14 protein-coding genes are annotated in these 17,275 nt (G+C 66.5%); 7 read left to right on the plus strand and 7 right to left on the minus strand.

Annotated elements, in window-relative coordinates; translation table 11 throughout:
• Nucleotides 1–13: 13 nt before the first annotated feature.
• The 3 genes from ATE64_RS18090 (at nt 14) to ATE64_RS18100 (ending at nt 3,701) form a co-directional block, all read left to right on the plus strand.
• The gene (locus ATE64_RS18090) at nt 14–1,216 is read left to right on the plus strand and encodes a serine hydrolase domain-containing protein (RefSeq protein WP_058456354.1); all 1,203 of its coding nucleotides are present in this window, start codon (nt 14–16) and stop codon (nt 1,214–1,216) included.
• Between the two features lie 73 nt (nt 1,217–1,289).
• Nucleotides 1,290–3,323, plus strand: a complete 2,034-nt coding sequence (locus ATE64_RS18095; protein WP_058456355.1) for a 3-hydroxyacyl-CoA dehydrogenase NAD-binding domain-containing protein — start codon at nt 1,290–1,292, stop codon at nt 3,321–3,323.
• A gap of 141 nt (nt 3,324–3,464) precedes the next feature.
• Complete coding sequence (locus ATE64_RS18100; RefSeq protein ID WP_058456356.1) at nt 3,465–3,701, plus strand: hypothetical protein; 237 nt, start codon at nt 3,465–3,467, stop codon at nt 3,699–3,701.
• Between the two features lie 131 nt (nt 3,702–3,832).
• On the opposite strand, the gene mmsB is transcribed toward ATE64_RS18100, so the two are convergent.
• The 7 genes from mmsB to ATE64_RS18135 all read right to left on the minus strand — a co-directional run bounded on the left by mmsB (nt 3,833) and on the right by ATE64_RS18135 (nt 10,223).
• Nucleotides 3,833–4,708, minus strand: coding sequence for a 3-hydroxyisobutyrate dehydrogenase (gene mmsB / locus ATE64_RS18105; protein WP_058456357.1), 876 nt, complete (start codon nt 4,706–4,708; stop codon nt 3,833–3,835).
• 152 nt (nt 4,709–4,860) lie between these two features.
• On the minus strand, nt 4,861–5,643 hold the full coding sequence (locus ATE64_RS18110) for an enoyl-CoA hydratase-related protein (RefSeq protein ID WP_058456358.1): 783 nt from the start codon (nt 5,641–5,643) through the stop codon (nt 4,861–4,863).
• Nucleotides 5,644–5,738: 95 nt separating this feature from the next.
• Nucleotides 5,739–6,785, minus strand: coding sequence for an enoyl-CoA hydratase/isomerase family protein (locus tag ATE64_RS18115; protein WP_058456359.1), 1,047 nt, complete (start codon nt 6,783–6,785; stop codon nt 5,739–5,741).
• Nucleotides 6,782–7,927, minus strand: a complete 1,146-nt coding sequence (locus ATE64_RS18120) for an acyl-CoA dehydrogenase family protein (protein WP_058456360.1) — start codon at nt 7,925–7,927, stop codon at nt 6,782–6,784. The genes ATE64_RS18115 and ATE64_RS18120 overlap by 4 nt, the downstream gene beginning before the upstream one ends.
• Nucleotides 7,924–8,325 (minus strand): RidA family protein, encoded by a 402-nt coding sequence (locus tag ATE64_RS18125; RefSeq protein ID WP_058456361.1) that lies wholly within the window; start codon nt 8,323–8,325, stop codon nt 7,924–7,926. Before ATE64_RS18125 ends, ATE64_RS18120 begins: the two co-directional genes overlap by 4 nt.
• The gene (locus ATE64_RS18130) at nt 8,318–8,617 is read right to left on the minus strand and encodes an I78 family peptidase inhibitor (protein WP_058456362.1); all 300 of its coding nucleotides are present in this window, start codon (nt 8,615–8,617) and stop codon (nt 8,318–8,320) included. The genes ATE64_RS18125 and ATE64_RS18130 overlap by 8 nt, the downstream gene beginning before the upstream one ends.
• Before the next feature lie 100 nt (nt 8,618–8,717).
• Nucleotides 8,718–10,223 carry a CoA-acylating methylmalonate-semialdehyde dehydrogenase gene (locus ATE64_RS18135; protein WP_058456363.1) on the minus strand — a complete coding sequence of 502 codons (1,506 nt, stop codon included), beginning with the start codon at nt 10,221–10,223 and terminating at the stop codon, nt 8,718–8,720.
• 97 nt (nt 10,224–10,320) lie between these two features.
• Between ATE64_RS18135 and ATE64_RS18140 the strand changes: the two genes are divergently transcribed.
• From ATE64_RS18140 to ATE64_RS18155, 4 genes are all read left to right on the plus strand, one after another.
• The gene (locus ATE64_RS18140; protein WP_058456364.1) at nt 10,321–11,208 is read left to right on the plus strand and encodes a LysR family transcriptional regulator; all 888 of its coding nucleotides are present in this window, start codon (nt 10,321–10,323) and stop codon (nt 11,206–11,208) included.
• Nucleotides 11,209–11,346: 138 nt separating this feature from the next.
• Nucleotides 11,347–12,564, plus strand: a complete 1,218-nt coding sequence (locus ATE64_RS18145; RefSeq protein WP_082657816.1) for an efflux RND transporter periplasmic adaptor subunit — start codon at nt 11,347–11,349, stop codon at nt 12,562–12,564.
• Between the two features lie 6 nt (nt 12,565–12,570).
• Nucleotides 12,571–15,768 carry an efflux RND transporter permease subunit gene (locus ATE64_RS18150; RefSeq protein WP_058456365.1) on the plus strand — a complete coding sequence of 1,066 codons (3,198 nt, stop codon included), beginning with the start codon at nt 12,571–12,573 and terminating at the stop codon, nt 15,766–15,768.
• Complete coding sequence (locus tag ATE64_RS18155) at nt 15,765–17,162, plus strand: efflux transporter outer membrane subunit (RefSeq protein ID WP_058456366.1); 1,398 nt, start codon at nt 15,765–15,767, stop codon at nt 17,160–17,162. Before ATE64_RS18150 ends, ATE64_RS18155 begins: the two co-directional genes overlap by 4 nt.
• The last annotated feature ends 113 nt before the right edge of the window (nt 17,163–17,275 follow it).

Consider the following 17,275-nt stretch of genomic DNA (forward strand, 5'->3'; position numbering starts at 1 on the left):
GCGCGGAGGCTATATGAGTCACGGATTCGACACCAGGCGGCTCGACCGCATCCCGGCTTTCCTGCAGGCCAAATATGTCGACACCGGCCGTCTTCCGCACGCCGCGACCCTGGTGTCGCGACGCGGCGAGATCGCGCATCTGTCGTGCATCGGCGACGCGCGGCCGGGCGAGGCGCTGAAAGACGACGCGATCTTCCGCATCGCCAGCATGACCAAACCGATCACGTCGATCGCCTTCATGATGCTGCTCGAGGAGGGCAAGGTCGCACTGAGCGATCCGCTCACCAAATTCTGTCCCGAATTCAAGGATACCGGCGTCTTCGTCGCGGGCGGCGGCAACGTCCCCTTCCTGACGCGCGCGCCGGCGCAGCCGATCCGCATGGTCGATCTGCTGCGCCACACCGCGGGCCTGACCTATGGATTTCAGGAACGCACCCCGGTCGATGCGGCTTACCGCAAGGCGCGGATCGACGATTTCGACGCCGATTATACGATGGACAGCTTTATCGCCGATCTGGCAAAGATCCCGCTTCAGTTCGACCCCGGCGCGCACTGGAATTATTCGATGGCGACCGACGTGCTCGGCGCGGTCATCGAGCGCATCGAGGGCAAGCCGTTCGCGAACGTGTTACAGGAGCGCATCTTCGGCCCGCTCGGCATGGTCGACACCGGCTTCAGGGTCCCAGCCGACCAGCAGCACCGGCTGACCGACTGCTACGCCTTCGACCCCAAGGAGAAGATGAAGGGTTTCGACAGCGGCGACCGCAGCCGCTGGGCGAAGGATCGCAGTTTCCATTCGGGCGGCGGCGGGCTCGCCTCGACCTTGCACGACTATCACCGTTTCTGCCTGATGCTGCTCGGCGGCGGCAAGCTCGGCGATATGCGGATCGTCAGCCGCAAGACGCTCGATCTGATGACCTCAAACCATCTCGTCGGCGGCGGCGACCTGACGCAGCACAGCGTCGGCATCTTTTCGGAGGACGAGAACGCCGGGGTCGGCTTCGGCCTCGGCTTCGCGGTCACGCTCGATCCCGCCACCACGGGCATCCCGGGCTCGGCCGGCGACTTTTACTGGGGCGGCATGTTCTCGACGGGCTTCTTCGTCGATCCGGTCGAGGAGATCTGCATGGTCTTCATGACCCAGCTCATGCCCTCTTCCACCTATCCCGTCCGGCGCGAGGTCAAGACGCTCGTCCACGCCGCCCTCGACGACTGAAACGCCCACCCACCCCTCCGTCCGCAGCGGACAAAGCCCGAGCGGACGGTCCCACATTCAAGAGGAGTCTCCCATGTCCGAAGAAACCCCCGTCAGCGTGACGCTGCAGAAGGACGGCGATGTCGCTGTCGTCATCGTCAACAATCCGCCCGTGAACGCGCTGTCGTGGCACGTCCGCCAGGGCCTGAAGGATAATTTCGAAGCCGCCCTCGCGGACGACGGCGTCAAGGCGATCGTGCTGCGCTGCGACGGCGGCACCTTCATCGCCGGCGCCGACATCAGCGAGTTCGGCAAGCCGCCGCGCGGCCCCGATTTCAACGCGGTACTCAACATGATCGAGGCCGCGACCAAGCCGGTCGTTGCCGCGATCCACGGGACGGCGCTCGGCGGCGGTCTCGAGACCGCGCTCGTCTGCCACTACCGCGTCGCCGTCCCTTCGGCGAAGCTCGGGGTGCCCGAAGTGAAGCTCGGCCTGCTGCCCGGCGCGGGCGGCACGCAGCGCCTGCCGCGCGTCGTCGGGGTCGAAGCCGCCGCCACGATGACCTCGCTCGGCGACCCGCTGCCCGCCGCCAAGGCGAAGGACCTCGGCCTCGTCGATGCCCTCGCGGGCGAGGACAGCCTGGCCGCCGACGCAATCGCTTTCGCACGCGCCAAGATCGCCGACGGCCCGCGCCCGACGCGCGAACGCCCGGTGTTCGGCGACGTCGCGGTCATCGAACAGCTCAAGGCCGCGAACGCCAAGCGCTGGCGCGGCTTCGAGGCGCCCTATGCCAACCTCGCCTGCGTCGAGGCCGCGACGCGCCTGCCGTTCGACGAAGGCCTCGCCTTCGAACGCCAGGAATTCATGAAGCTGATGATGGGCAGCCAGTCGGCGGCGCAGCGCCACCTGTTCTTCGCCGAACGCCAGGCCGCGAAGATCGACGGCCTGCCGAAGGACATCCGGCTCCGCGACGTCAAGAAGGTCGGCATCATCGGCGCCGGCACGATGGGCGGCGGCATCATGATGAACTTCCTCCAGAAGGGCGTCCCCTGCACGATCGTCGAGATGCAGCAGGACGCGCTCGACCGCGGCCTCGGCGTCATTCGCAAGAACTACGACGCCTCGGCCGCGAAGGGCCGCTTCAAGCCCGAACAGGTAGACCAGATGATGGGCCTCATCACGCCGTCACTCGACCTGGAGGCCCTCGCCGACTGCGACCTGATCATCGAGGCGGTTTATGAGGATATGGGGGTCAAGAAGGAGATCTTCGGCAAGCTCGACAAGATTGCCAAGCCCGGCGCGATCCTCGCATCGAACACCAGCTACCTCAATATCGACGAGATTGCCGCATCGACCAGCCGCCCCGGCGACGTCGTCGGCATGCACTTCTTCTCGCCCGCGAATGTCATGAAGCTGCTCGAAGTCGTGCGCGGCGAAAAGACCGCGGACGACGTGCTCGCGACCGCGATGGCGTGGGGCAAGAAGATCGGCAAGGTGTCGGTCGTCGCCGGCGTCTGCCACGGCTTCATCGGCAACCGGATGCTCGCACCGCGCCAGATCGAGGCGCAGAAGCTGCTGCTTGAAGGCGCGACCCCGCAGCAGGTCGACAAGGTCCACACCGATTTCGGCATGCCGATGGGCCCGTTCCAGATGAGCGACCTTGCGGGCGTCGACATCGGCTGGCACCGCGACCCGAACCGGATCGAAAGCATCCGCGACGCGCTCTGCTCCGAAGGCCGCTGGGGCCAGAAGAAGCAGGCGGGCTTCTACGACTATGACGAGAAGCGCACTCCGACGCCGAGCGCGCGCGTCGAGGAAATCATCGACGAGTTCCGCAAGAAGGCGGGGATCGAGAAGCGCGAGATCACCGATCAGGAGATCATCGAGCGCACCCTTTATCCGATGGTCAACGAGGGCGCGCTGATCCTGGAAGAAGGCAAGGCGCAGCGCGCGAGCGACATCGATGTCGTCTGGGTCTTCGGCTATGGCTGGCCCGTGTATCGCGGCGGCCCGATGTTCTGGGCGGGCATCGAGGGCACCGACAAGATCGCCGCGGCACTTGAGAAGCACGGCTTCACCGTCGCGCCGCTGCTCGCAGAGAAGGCGGCGGCGAAGGCGGGCTTCTGAGCCAGCGCGAAACGAAGCAAGGGCCGCCTGTCCCCGCTTGGGTCAGGCGGCCCTTCTTTTGTCAAGATCCCGGCGACCGGCCGCAAAAACAGCGGCGATTCGGGGTTAAGATCATGGCGGCATCGGCCGTTAGGGCAGAGCATGAATGCCATGTCCTTCGCCCTCGCCCTGCTCGTCGCCGCCGGCGCGCCGACGGCGGCGCAAGCACCGCCGCCGCAGGCAAGCGCCGTGGGCATCGCGCGTGCGCGCATATTGGAACCGGCCGAGGTCCGGCGGGTGAATGGCCGGATGGAAGTGCGCACCGGCGACCGCAAGGCGCCAACCCAAGTGCATCGCACAAAGAGGCCGGATGGCGGCGAGACAGCGGATTTTTATTGAAACGGCGCCGGAAAGCGCGATCGGCGCGTTTCGACCGATTGTGGTCCTAGATGATCCTCCCCCTCCCCGTCCCGGGGAGGATCGGCACCGTCCGCTTCCCACCCCGAAGCCGCCACTGGCGGCGCTGCTGTTTATCCCTGCAAAGTCTGGATGATCGCTGAGAAGTCGTGGCCATCCTTGTCGGCTTCGACGAACGCCTCGTACAATTCGCGCGCCTTCGATCCCATTGGAACATCGGCGTCGACGCTCGCCGCCGCCTCCATCGCAAGACGCAGATCCTTGAGCATCAGCGCCGCGGCGAAGCCGCCCTTGTAGCCATTGTCGGCCGGCGTCGTCGGCCCGACGCCCGGAAGCGGCGCGTAGGACGTCAGCGACCAGCACTGCCCCGACGACACGCTGGCGATGTCGAAGAATTTCTGCGGATCGAGCCCGAGCTTCTGCGCGAGCGCGAGCGTTTCGCACGTCGCGATCATCGAGGCGCCGAGCAGCATGTTGTTGCAGATCTTCGCGCCTTGTCCGGCGCCCGCACCGCCGGCGTGGATCACCGCCTTGCCCATCTTCGCGAGGATTGGCTCGGCGCGCGCAAAGCCCTCGTCGGTGCCGCCGACCATGAAGGTAAGCGTGCCCGCATTGGCGGCAGCGATTCCGCCCGAAACCGGCGCGTCGACCGCGACAAGGCCCTTGGCTCTCGCCGCTTCAATATTGGCGCGCGCGGTCGCGACGTCGATCGTCGAGCAATCGAGGAGCAAGGTGCCCGGCGCGGCATTGGGGAAGACATCGGTTTCATAGACCGAGGCGACATGCTTGCCCGCGGGGAGCATCGTCACGACCGCTTCGGCGCCGGTGACGGCTTCGGCCGCCGAAGCAGCGCGCGTACATCCCGCCTCGACCGCGCGCGCCAGCGCCTCTTCGCTGAGGTCGAAGGCGCGAACCTCATGGCCCGCCTTGGCAAGGTTTGCGGCCATGCCGCCGCCCATATTGCCGAGTCCGATAAAGGCGATTTTCATAATTCTCTCCACAAACCTCAAAGGCTTGTGTGTCCCCGCGAAGGCGGGGATCCATCATCCGGCAGTTTGAAATTGCACCATCCGATGATGGGCCCCCGCCTTCGCGGGGGCACACAGCTTTTCACTCAAAAGTTGGACTATATTCGAGACGATCACCGCCCCTTCCAAACGCCTTCGCGCTTTTCGATGAACGCGGCCATGCCTTCGGCCTTGTCCTCGGTCGCGGCGAGGATCTGGAACAGGCGGCGTTCGTAGATCAGCCCCTGGTCGAGCGTGGTTTCGAACGCGGCGTTGACCATGTCCTTGTTCACCATCGCGGCCATCGGCGGCATCGAAGCGATCAAGGTCGCGGTCTTCACCGCTTCGTCGACCAGCGTTTCGTGCGGAACGACGCGCGCGACGAGGCCTGCGCGTTCGGCCTCGGCGGCGTCCATCATCCGGCCGGTCAGGCACATTTCCATCGCCTTCGCCTTGCCGATCGCGCGGGTCAGCCGCTGCGACCCGCCCATGCCCGGCGCGACGCCGAGCTTGATTTCGGGCTGGCCGAATTTCGCCTTGTCGCTGGCGATGATGAAGTCGGCCATCATCGCGAGTTCGCAGCCGCCGCCCAAGGCAAAGCCGTTCACGGCGGCAATCCACGGCTTGCGGACCTTCTTCACGAAGTCGCTCGTCCATTTCGAGAAGAAATCTTCCAAGTAGAAATCGGCGGCAGGCTTGTCGGCCATTTCCTTGATGTCGGCGCCGGCGGCAAAGGCCTTGTCGCCCGAACCGGTGAGGATCGCGCAGCGCTGGCCGGCGTCGGCCTCGAAGGCGGCGAAGGCGGCGATCAGATCGTCGAGCACGCCCGAATTCAGCGCGTTCAGCGCCTGCGGGCGGTTCAAGGTCACCAGCGTGACGGCGCCGCGCTGTTCGACGAGAAGGGTTTCGTAGGTCATTCAGATCGTCTCCAGATGGTCGTCATGCCGGACTTGATCCGGTATCCATTCCGACGGTGCGCCAATGACCCCGGATCGAGTCCGGGGTGACGAAGTTAAGTGAGCGGGGTCCATTTCTCGGATTCGGGCAGCGGCGCGAAGATCGCGTCGATCCAGTCGTCGGTCACGGCTTCGGGCGTCGGCGGATCCCATTTCGGGCTGTTGTCCTTGTCGACGATCAGCGCGCGGACGCCCTCGATGAAGTCGTGCATCTGGACGACGCGGGCGCCAATCGCATATTCCTGCGTCATCTCGGCCGCGAAGTCGTGCATCTCGCCGCCTTCCTTGAGCTGACGCAGCGCGACCTTGCAGGTCTGTGGCGACTTGCTGTGCAGCGCCGCGAGTTCCTTTTCCGCCCATTCGCCGCCATCGGCTTCGAGCGCGGCGAGGATATCCTCATAGGTGTCGCTGGCGAAGAGGCGGTTGATCTTGTCGATCTGGTGGGTGATCGCGGCGGGGGGCGCGGTGACCGACAGTTCGCCCAATATGCCGCCGATGCGGTCGGGGTGCTGCGCGATGCGCTCTTTCGCCTCGGCGAGCTTTTCCGACGGCAGGTAATGCGTCGCGAGGCCGAGCGCGAGGCAGTCCGCCCCGTCGAGCCGCGCACCGGTGAGCGCGAGGAACACGCCGACGCGCCCTTCCAGCCGCGGTAGATACCAGCCGCCGCCGACGTCGGGGAACAGGCCGATCCCGGTCTCGGGCATGGCGAAGCGCGTATGCTCCGTCGCGACGCGATACTTCGCCGGCTGCGAAATGCCGACGCCGCCGCCCATGGTGATGCCGTCCATGAAGGCGACGACGGGCTTGGGGTAGGTGAAGAGCAGATGGTTCAGGCGATATTCGGTGTGGAAGAATAGCCGCGCCTCGATGCCGTCCTTCGCACCGCTTGTCGCAAGCATACGGATGTCGCCGCCGGCGCAGAAGCCGCGACCCTCGCTATGATCGATGATCACAGCCTCGACGGCGTCGGCCTCGCGCCACGCCAGCAGGGCATCGATCATCGCCTCGCACATCGGCAAGTTGAGCGCGTGGATCGCCTTCGGGCGGTTGAGCGACAGATGGCCGACGCGGCCCTCGACGCTGATCAGTACATCGTCCGTCATTGGCGCAACAGGTCCCTTCCGACGATCATCCGCATCACCTGGTTGGTGCCTTCGAGGATCGAATGGACGCGCAGGTCGCGCCAGAAGCGCTCGATCGGATAGTCCTTCAAATAACCATAGCCGCCGAACAGCTGCAACGCGTCGTTGACGATCTTGCTGCCGCTATCGGTCGCGAGCCGCTTTGCCATCGCCGAAAAGCGCGACTTGTCGGGCGCGTTCGCGGTGACTTTTGCGGCCGCCATATAAAGCAAGGCGCGCGCGGCTTCGAGGTCGGTCGCCATGTCGGCGAGCATGAACTGGGTGTTCTGGAAGTCGGCGATCGGTTGCCCGAACTGCTGGCGGTCCTTGGTGTAGGCGATCGCTTCGTCGAGGCAGCGCTGCGCGCCGCCGAGCGAGCAGGCGCCGATGTTGAGGCGCCCACCGTCGAGCCCCGCCATCGCGAAGCGGAAACCGTCGCCCTCGGCGCCGACGAGATTTTGGGCCGGCACGCGGCAATCCTCGAAGATCACCTGCGCGGTGGGGGACGCGTTCCAGCCGAGCTTCTTCTCCGGCGCGCCGAAACTGAGGCCCGGCGTGTCCTTTTCGATGACGAGGCAGGAGATGCCCTTCGCCTTTTCCTCGCCCGTGCGGACCATGCAGACATAGATGTCGTTGACCCCGGCGCCCGAGATGAACTGCTTGGTGCCGTTGAGGATATAATGGTCGCCATCCTTCCTCGCGGTCGTCTTGAGCGCCGCGGCGTCGGAGCCCGACCCCGGTTCGGTCAGGCAATAGCTCGCGATCTTTTCCATGCTGACGAGGTTGGGCAGGAAGCGCGCCTTGATTTGGGCGCCGCCGAAGCGGTCGATCATCCACGCCGCCATATTGTGGATCGAGATATAGGCCGACGTCGCCGGGCAGCCATAGGCCATCGCCTCCATGATCAGCGCTGCCTCGAGCCGGCCGAGCCCGATGCCGCCCGATTCTTCGGACACGTAAATCGCGCCGAAGCCGAGTTCGCCCGCGGCCTTCCACACGTCGACAGGATAGTGGCTTTTCTCGTCCCACTCGGCCGCGAAGGGCGTGATGCGGTCGGCGGTGAACTTGCGCGCCATATCCTGAATGGCGAGCTGGTCGTCGGTAAGCTGGAACTGGTCGGTCATGTCTCTGTCTCTAAAATGGCCTCGGCTTCGATTTCGACCTTCCACTCGGGGCGGATCAGCGCGGGGATGACGAGCATCGTCGACGCGGGGCGAATGTCGCCGAACATCGCGCCATGCGCGCGGCCGACGAGATCGGCGTCGGCGGGATCGGTAATGTACATGCGGGTGCGCACGACGTCGGCAGGCGAGCCGCCGAGCGCTTCGAGCGCCTCGCGAATGATCGTCAGGCAGCGCGTCGCTTGCGCGCCCGCGTCGCCCGGCGTCGAGGCACCGTCGGGCTCGATCGGCGCGCAGCCCGCGACGTCGATGCGGTTCCCCACCCGAACCGCGCGGCTGTAGCCATAGACGGGTTCGAAGGGCGAGGCAGAGCTGTGGTTGCGACGCGCCGGATCAGCCACAGGTGATGCGCTCGATCTTGTAGGCGTCGTCGTACATGATGTTCACGCGGTCCTGGCGGTAATCCATCGTCATCGCCGAACGCGGCGGGCCCCAGCGCAGCGTGCGGGCACCGGTTGCCTTGAGTACCGCAGCGCCGACCTCGGGCGTTGCAGTCTGGCCGACGAAGGAAGTGCCGCCGTCGGCATTGCACGTCATCGGGTCAGGCGCGGGCGCCGGTTCGGTTCCACCACCCATCGTGGCGCAGGCGGCAAGCGGCAGCATGGCGGCGGCGGCGGCAAAGCGAATATCCATGTCTGTTCTCCCCTGATGGCGCCGCCCCGATGACGGCAGCGCGACCATAGCCCGGCCGCCCTCCCGCGTCGATGACGGGAAAGCGCCGAACCGGCCCGGCTCACCCCATCGTCGGGATTACGAAGGCGTTGCCGCCATCAGGCGAGCCGTCGGGCCAGCGCGCGGTGACGGTCTTGACCTTGGTCCAGAATTTCACGCCTTCCATGCCGTGCTGGTTGGTGTCGCCGAACGCCGACCGCTTCCAGCCGCCGAACGTATGGTACGCGACCGGCACCGGGATCGGCACGTTGATGCCGACCATGCCGACGTTGACGCGCGCCGCGAATTCGCGCGCCGCGTGGCCGTTGCGGGTGAAGATCGCGACGCCGTTGCCATATTGGTGCTTCGACGGCAGTTCGAGCGCGGTCTCGAAATCGGGGGCGCGGACGATCTGGAGCACCGGGCCGAAGATTTCTTCCTTGTAGCTTTCCATGTCGGTCGTGACATGGTCGAACAGCGTCGGGCCGACGAAGAAGCCCTTTTCATGCCCCTGCAGCGTGAAGCCGCGGCCGTCGACGACGAGCTCGGCGCCCTCGTCGGCGCATTTCGCGATCCAGCCTTCGACCTTTTCCTTGTGCGCCTGCGTCACGACGGGACCGTAATGCGCCTCGGCATCGGTCGACACGCCGACTCGCAGCGCCTCGATCGCAGGAACCAGCTTTTCGCGCAGGCGGTTCGCGGTGTCTTCGCCGACCGGAACGACGACCGGCAGCGCCATGCAGCGCTCGCCCGCCGAGCCGAAGGCGGCGCCGGTCAGATCGTTCACGACCTGGTCGAGATCGGCATCGGGCATCACGATGCCGTGGTTCTTCGCGCCGCCCATCGCCTGCACGCGCTTGCCGTTCGCGACGCCGCGATTGTAGACATAGTGTGCGATATCCGACGAACCGACGAAGCTGACCGCGCCGATGTCGGGATGATCGAGGATCGCGTCGACCATTTCCTTGTCGCCATGGACGGTCTGGAAAATGCCTTCGGGCATACCCGCTTCGAGAAAGAGTTCCGACAGGCGCACGGGGACCGAGGGGTCGCGCTCGCTGGGCTTCAGGATGAAAGCGTTGCCGACCGCGGTCGCGACGCCGCCCATCCACAGCGGAATCATCGCGGGGAAGTTGAACGGGGTGATACCCGCGCCGATGCCGATCGGCTGGCGCATCGAATAGACGTCGATGCCCGGCCCGGCGCCCTGCGTATATTCGCCCTTCAGCACATGCGGGATGCCGCAGCAGAATTCGATGACTTCGAGACCGCGCTGGATATCGCCCTTCGAGTCCGCGATCACCTTGCCATGCTCGGCCGAGAGCATCTCGGCGAGCTGGTTCATATTGGCTTCGACGAGGCGCTTGAATTCGAACATCACGCGTGCGCGGCGCTGCGGGTTGGTCGCGGCCCAGGCGGGCTGCGCGGCCTTGGCAGCGGCCACCGCGCGATCGAGGACAGCACGATCGCCGAGCGAGACCTGCGCCTGCACGCCGCCGTTGTTCGGGTCGAGGACATCGCCGAAGCGCCCGGAACCTTTTGCGCCGCCGCCGGCGCCGCCGACGATGTGGTGGTCGATCTGTCGCATATCCGAGTCTCCCGTAAGATGTTGCCGCTGCCACAGACCAGTTGCGCCGCGATTGCAAGGGATAGACTTGCAGGCATATCCTGCATATTTGCAGCTCATGGACTGGGATAAGCTGCAATATTTCCTGTTCGTCGCGCGCCACGGCACGCTCGCGCGTGCCGGCGCCGCGCTGCATGTCGATGCGACGACCGTCAGCCGACAGGTCAGCGCGCTCGAAGCCGCGCTGCAGCAGACTTTGTTCGAACGCGCGCCGACGGGGTTCGTTCTGACCGCGGCGGGCCGGGCGCTCGTTCCGCACGCCGAAGCGATGGCGGCGGCGGCGGCGCGCATCCATTCGGCGCAGCCGGGCGGGTCGGCGCTGTCGGGGCAACTCCGCGTCAGCGTCTCCGAAGGGTTCGGCAACAGCTTCATCGCGCCGCGGCTCGCGGGCTTCGTCGCGGCGCATCCCGAACTCGAGATCGACCTTGTCGCCTCATCGGGGTTCTTGAACCCGTCGCGGCGCGAGGCCGATATGGCGGTGCTGCTTGCGCGGCCGCGCAAGGGCCCGCTGATCACGCGCAAGCTCGCCGACTACAGCCTCGGCCTCTACGCCCCCGCCGATCGCCCCGACTGGCAGGATGCGGTCGCCGCGGCACCGCTGTCGCGCGCGGGCATCCCGGTGATCGGCTATATGCCCGACATCCTCTATGCCCCCGAACTCGACTATCTGGGCGAGATCGAGCCGGGCCTCCGCGCGAACGTCCGCTCCTCGTCAATCCTCGCGCAGCGGCGAATGATCGCCGGCGGCGCAGGGGTCGGCGTGTTGCCCTGCTTCCTCGCGGGGGACGATCCCTCGCTGGTCCGCGTGCGCCCCGACCAGACGATCGCGCGCGCTTTCTGGCTTGCACTCCACCGCGACGTCGCACCGCAGCCACGCATCCGCGCCTTTATCGACTGGCTCGACGTCGAGGTGCGCGAGAGCCGGACGCTTCTCGTCCCCGCCTGATTGCCCGCGCGTCCAAATTGTCGCACTTTGTCGCAAGTGCCTGAAAGCGCTTGCATGGTGCAATGCGATGGGCTGAATAGCCCGAATCCGACGCTTTGCTCCCCCGCCGGCCGGCCTAACCCGAGACGGATTTTTCGAATGACGATGACGAAGCCGCCGCTCCTGATCGGAGCCTTGTGCGCCCTGACGCTTTCGCTCGGCGCCTGTTCGGGCAAGGAAGACGAAGGGCGCGGCAACCGCGCCGCGCAGGTCGGCTATGTCGTCGTCCGGCAGGAGGCCGTGCCGCTCACCACGTCGCTCGGCGGCCGCACCGTCGCCTTCGAGACGAGCGAGGTCCGGCCGCAGGTGAACGGCATCATCCGCCGCCGCCTGTTCACCGAGGGCGGCTTCGTGCGCGCCGGCCAGCCGCTCTACCAGATCGACGCCAGCCTCTACCGCGCCGCGGTCGATCAGGCGGAGGCAAACCTCGCCAGCGCGCGCGCCAGTGCGCAGGCGGCCGACGAGAAAGCGAAGCGTTTCGAACCGCTCGCAAAGATTCAAGCGGTCGCACAGCAGGATTACAGCGACGCGCTCGCGCAGGCTCGCAGCGCGCGCGCCGCGGTCGCGCAAAATGCCGCCGCGCTCGAAACCGCGCGGATCAACCTGCGCTACACGACGCTGTCGGCGCCGATCAGCGGGCGTATCGGACGCAGCCTGGTGACACCGGGCGGGCTCGCGAGCGCAAACCAGGCGACCCCGCTGGCGGTAATCCAGCAGACCGACCCGATCTATGTCGACATGCAGCAATCGAGCGCCGACCTCACGCGCCTCCGCCAGGCGCTGGCAAGCGGCGGGGTGACCCCCGGCAGCACCTCCGTGCGGCTGAAGCTCGAGGACGGCAGCGATTATGACTTCGCCGGCGCGGTGCAATTCTCCGAAGTCACCGTCAACGAAGGCACCGGCACCGTGACTCTGCGCGCGCGCTTCCCCAATCCGCAGGGGCTGCTGCTGCCCGGCATGTTCGTGACCGCGCTGTTCGATCAGGCGATCAATCCGACCGCTATTCTGGTCCCTCAAGCCGCGGTGCAGCGCGACTTCGACGGATCGGCCTTCGTCTATCTGGTCGGCAAGGACAATAAGGCGGCGCGGCGCAAGATCGTCGCCGAGCGCACCGTCGGTCCCAACTGGGTCGTCACCGACGGGCTGAAGCCCGGCGACAAGGTCATCACGCAGGGGGTCGGCAACCTCAAGGCAGGGGCGCCGGTCAAGCCGGTTCCGGCGAGCAGTCCGCAGCGGTTGGGGGCCCCCGCTGGCAAAGCCGCGGACGGGGGCGCGGACGGGGGCTCGGATAAGGGCGCTGCGGCGAAAGGAAACTAGCCCCCCATGTCGCGTCTCTTCATCGACCGGCCGATCTTTGCCTGGGTGCTGGCGATCATCGTCATGCTCGGCGGGCTCGGCGCGCTGCGCGCGCTGCCGATCGAGCAATATCCCGACATCGCCCCCGCGCAGGTCAATATCCGCGCGACCTATCCGGGCGCCTCCGCCGAAGCGATCGAGAACAGCGTCACGCAGGTGCTCGAGCAGCAGCTGACCGGGATCGACGGCCTGCTCTATTTCAGCTCGCAGTCGAGTTCGCGCGGTCAGGCGAACATCACCGCGATCTTCGCCAAGGGAACCGATCCCGACATCGCGCAGGTGCAGGTGCAGAACAAGATCGCCTCGGCGATCTCGCGCCTGCCGGCGCAGGTGCAGAGCCAGGGCATCCGCGTCACCAAGGCCAATTCGGACACGCTGCTGCTCGTCGGGGTCTATGACACCACCGACAGTCGCTCGTTCCAGGACGTGTCGGACTTCCTGTCGTCGAACATTCAGGATCCGCTGTCGCGCGTCGAGGGGGTCGGCGACGTCAACGTCTTCGGCTCGCCGCACGCGATGCGCATCTGGCTCAACCCGCAGCGGCTCGCCGCGGTGTCGCTGATGCCCGGCGACGTCGTCACCGCGATCACCGCACAGAATGCCGAGGTCGCGGCGGGCGAGGTCGGCGGCACTCCGGCGCCGCAAGGCCAGATGCTCAACGCGACGGTCACCGCGCAGTCGCGCCTCCAGACCGCCGAGCAGTTCGAGAATATCGTGCTGAAGACGCTCCCCGACGGATCGAGCGTGCGGATCAAGGACATCGCACGCGTCGAGATCGGCGCCGAAAGCTATGCGACGATCGTCCGCATCAACGGCCACCCCGGCGCGGGCATGTCGATCTCGCTCTCGCCCGGTTCGGACGCGCTCGAGACCGCCGACCGCGTCAAGGCGCGGATGCAGGAGCTCTCGGCCGATTTCCCCGACGGCCTCACCTACAGCTACGCCAATGACGCGACCGCGTTCATCAAGCTGTCGGTGAGCGAGGTGCAAAAGTCGCTGTTCGAGGCAATCCTGCTCGTCATCGTCGTGATGTTCGTCTTCCTGCAAAGCTGGCGGGCGGTGCTGATCCCGGCGATCGCGGTGCCAGTCGTGCTGCTCGGGACCTTCGGCGTCTTCTATATATTGGGCTTCAGCATCAACACGATGACCCTGTTCGGGCTGACCCTCGCGATCGGCCTGCTCGTCGATGACGCGATCGTCGTCGTCGAGAATGTCGAGCGGTTAATGGAAGAGAATCCCGGCATGTCGGCGCGCGAGGCGACGATCCAGTCGATGAAGGAGCTGCAAGTCGCGCTGATCGCGATCGCGCTCGTGCTGTCGGCGGTGTTTCTGCCGATGGCCTTCTTCGGCGGCTCGACCGGGGTCATTTATCGCCAATTCTCGGTCACGATCGTCTCGGCGATGGCGCTGTCGGTGCTCGTCGCGCTGATCCTGAGCCCGGCGCTGACCTCGACCTTGCTCAAGCCCCCACAGCATGGAGACGTGCCCGAAAAGCCGCACCGTTTCCCGCGCACCCACGCCGCGATGAAGCGCGCGCAGGACGGCTTCAACAACTGGTTCGACCGCTCTGTGAATGCCTATGTCGGCAGCGTGACCAAGGTCGTCGACCGCAAATGGCTGTTCCTCGGCATCTATGCGCTGATCCTCGCCCTGCTCGCGGTGATGTTCCTGCGGCTGCCGAGCGGCTTCCTGCCCAACGAAGATCAGGGCCGCGTCCAGATCCAGTTCCGCCTGCCCGCCGGCGCGACGCAGGAACGCACGCTGCAGGTGCGCGACCAGATCGAGAAATATCTGCTGACGCAGGAAAAGGCGAATGTCGGCGCGCTCTTCCTTGTTGCGGGAGGTGGCGGTGGCGGCGGCGCGGTCGGCCAGAATACCGGTCAGGGCTTCATCAACCTGGTCGACTGGGACAGCCGGCCGGGCAAGGAAAATACCGCCGACGCGATCGCCGAGCGCACGCGCAAGGCTTTGTCGGGAATTCGCGACGCGCAGGTATTCGCGCTCGTCCCGGGCGCGGTGCGCGGGCTGGGCGATGCGTCGGGCTTCACAATGGAGTTCCAGAACCGCAGCGGGATGAGCCGCGACGAATTCGTCGCCGCGCGGGAGAAATTGCTCGCCGCCGCCAACGCCAATCCGAAGCTCACCTCGGTGCGCCTCTCCGACCTTCCCGACGTCGCGACGCTCAAGATCGACATCGATTCGCAGCGGCTCACCGCTTACGGCCTCACCAACAGCGACGTGAACAACACGCTCGCGACCGCGTGGGGCGGCCGCTACGTCAACGACTTCATCGACAAGGGCCGCGTCAAACGCGTCTATGTCCAGGGCGACGCGCAATATCGCGCCAAGCCCGAGGATCTCGGCCAATGGTATGTCCGCTCGTCGAACGGCGAGATGTCACCCTTCTCGGCCTTTGCCGACCTCGGCTGGTCGACGACGCCCAGCAGCACCTCGCGCTTCCAGGGTGTCCCCGCCTTCGAAATCTCGGGCCAGCCCGCCCCCGGCACCAGTTCGGGCGAAGCGATGGACGAGATGGAGCGAATGGCGAACGAAATTCCCGGCACCAGCGTCGCCTGGGCTGGCTCCTCCTATCAGGAACGGCTGTCGTCGGGGCAGGCGCCCCTGCTCTATGCGCTGTCGCTGCTCGTCGTCTTCCTCTGTCTCGCCGCGCTTTACGAAAGCTGGTCGATCCCGCTCGCGGTGCTGCTCGTCATTCCGCTCGGCCTCGTCGGCTCGGTGTTCGCGGTGACGCTGCGCGGGCTCGAGAATGACGTCTATCTGCAGATCGGCCTGCTCACCACGATGGGGCTCGCGGCGAAGAATGCGATCCTGATGATCGAATTCGCCGAGCAGGAAGAGAAAAAGGGCAAGCGCGTGATCGAGGCCGCGGTCGAAGCCGCGCGCATCCGTCTGCGCCCGATCCTGATGACGAGCTTTGCCTTCATCTTCGGTGTGCTGCCGCTCGCGATTGCGACCGGCGGCGGCGCGAACAGCCGCGTCGCGATCGGCACCGCGGTGATCGGCGGGATGCTGACCGCCGCGCTGCTCGCGATCTTCTTCATCCCGCTCTTCTTCGTCCTCGTCCGCCGCGGCGTGCGCGACGGGCTCGCGGCGCTGCGCCAACGGTTCGGCAAGAAGGACGGCGGGGCGGAGGTGGCGGCATGAATCGCGCCTCCCTCCTGATCGCGGCCCCCTTGCTCCTCGCCGGCTGCTCGCTCGCGCCGAAGACGGTGCTGCCCGCGCCGCCGGTGCCGCAGAGCTGGCCCGCGGGCGACGCCTATCTGCTCCAGAGCGAGGCGGCGCTGCCGGTGCTGTCGTACAAGACGGTGTTCACCGACGCGCGGCTACAGCGCCTCGTCGAACAGGCGCTGGTCAACAACCGCGACCTCCGCGTCGCCTATGCCAATCTCGCCGCCGCGCGGGCGCAGGCGCGCGTCAGCCGCGCCGGGCAGTTCCCCGAACTCGGCGTCAGCGCGGGCGCGGGCTATTCGGACAATGGAGGCACGGGCAGCGGGAGCGGCGATTTCTCGCTGCGCGGCGGGATTACCGCCTTCGAACTCGACCTGTTCGGCCGGCTCGCCAACGCCGCCGAATCCGACCGCAACAGCGCACTCGCAACCGAGGCGGCATCGCGCACCGTGCGCCTCGCGTTGATTGCGGACCTTGCGAGCGCCTGGGCCACCTATGGCGCCGACCGCGACCTGCTCAAGATCGCCGAGGATACCGCCGCCAACGCGCGCGAAAGCGTCCGTCTGACCAGGGCGCGGCTCGACGGCGGGGTCGCGCCGCGCACCGATCTGCGCCAAGCCGAACAGATCCTCGCCACCGCCGAGGATTCGATCGCACAGCAGAAAACCCTGCTCGCGCAGGACGAGAATCTGATCCGCCTGCTCGTCGGCGCCGAGTTCGACCGTGCGCAGCTCCCCGCTGGCCTCGCCGAAGTGACGCCGGGGATCGTCCAGCTTCCCGCCGGGGTCAGCTCGGAAATCCTGCTTCGCCGTCCTGATGTGATCGAGGCCGAATATCGCCTGCGCGCCGCCAATGCCGATATCGGCATCGCGCGTGCGCGGCTGTTCCCGACGATCTCGCTCACCGGGCTGCTCGGCTTCGCGAGCGACGCGCTCGGAAGCCTCTTCGACAGCGGATCCTTCAACTGGTCGGTCGGCGGCGACGCCAGCGCGACGATCTTCGACTTCGGCGGCCGCCGCGCCGGGGTCGATGTGACCAAGGCGCAGCGTGATGCCGCGCTCGCGAGCTATGAAGGCGCAATCCAGACCGCCTTCCGCGAGGTCGCCGACGCGCTCGCGGTGCAGGGGACGATGTCGGAACGCGTCCGCGCCGCCGCTGCCAATACCGAAGCCGCCGCCGATACCGCGATGCTCACCGACGCCCGGTACAAGGGCGGCGTTGACAGCTTCCTTTCCAGCTTGGATGCCCAGCGCAGCCTCTATGCGGCACGGCGAAGCGAGATCGGGACGCAGTTGCTGCTCGTGAGCACGCGCATCGCACTGTTCCGCGCGCTGGGTGGGGATAGCAACGCGGGCGTTACGGCGCCCTAATAGCCTTTCGTCACCCCGGACTTGATCCGGGGCCCATGCTTCGTCGGCGGAATGGATGCCGGATCAAGTCCGGCATGACGAAATGAGCAATGGTTGACTCAACTTGACAATCG

Source organism: Sphingopyxis sp. H073, from assembly GCF_001468395.1.
GTDB lineage: Bacteria > Pseudomonadota > Alphaproteobacteria > Sphingomonadales > Sphingomonadaceae > Sphingopyxis.

Coding starts and splice junctions, on each gene's coding strand:
- ATE64_RS18110 (WP_058456358.1), bottom strand. CDS start 5,643: ATGACCTACGAAACCCTTCTCGTCGAACAGCGCGGCGCCGTCACGCTG.
- mmsB (WP_058456357.1), bottom strand. CDS start 4,708: ATGAAAATCGCCTTTATCGGACTCGGCAATATGGGCGGCGGCATGGCC.
- ATE64_RS18100 (WP_058456356.1), top strand. CDS start 3,465: ATGAATGCCATGTCCTTCGCCCTCGCCCTGCTCGTCGCCGCCGGCGCG.
- ATE64_RS18155 (WP_058456366.1), top strand. CDS start 15,765: ATGAATCGCGCCTCCCTCCTGATCGCGGCCCCCTTGCTCCTCGCCGGC.
- ATE64_RS18095 (WP_058456355.1), top strand. CDS start 1,290: ATGTCCGAAGAAACCCCCGTCAGCGTGACGCTGCAGAAGGACGGCGAT.
- ATE64_RS18115 (WP_058456359.1), bottom strand. CDS start 6,785: ATGACGGACGATGTACTGATCAGCGTCGAGGGCCGCGTCGGCCATCTG.
- ATE64_RS18150 (WP_058456365.1), top strand. CDS start 12,571: ATGTCGCGTCTCTTCATCGACCGGCCGATCTTTGCCTGGGTGCTGGCG.
- ATE64_RS18145 (WP_082657816.1), top strand. CDS start 11,347: ATGACGATGACGAAGCCGCCGCTCCTGATCGGAGCCTTGTGCGCCCTG.
- ATE64_RS18140 (WP_058456364.1), top strand. CDS start 10,321: ATGGACTGGGATAAGCTGCAATATTTCCTGTTCGTCGCGCGCCACGGC.
- ATE64_RS18120 (WP_058456360.1), bottom strand. CDS start 7,927: ATGACCGACCAGTTCCAGCTTACCGACGACCAGCTCGCCATTCAGGAT.
- ATE64_RS18130 (WP_058456362.1), bottom strand. CDS start 8,617: ATGGATATTCGCTTTGCCGCCGCCGCCGCCATGCTGCCGCTTGCCGCC.
- ATE64_RS18090 (WP_058456354.1), top strand. CDS start 14: ATGAGTCACGGATTCGACACCAGGCGGCTCGACCGCATCCCGGCTTTC.
- ATE64_RS18135 (WP_058456363.1), bottom strand. CDS start 10,223: ATGCGACAGATCGACCACCACATCGTCGGCGGCGCCGGCGGCGGCGCA.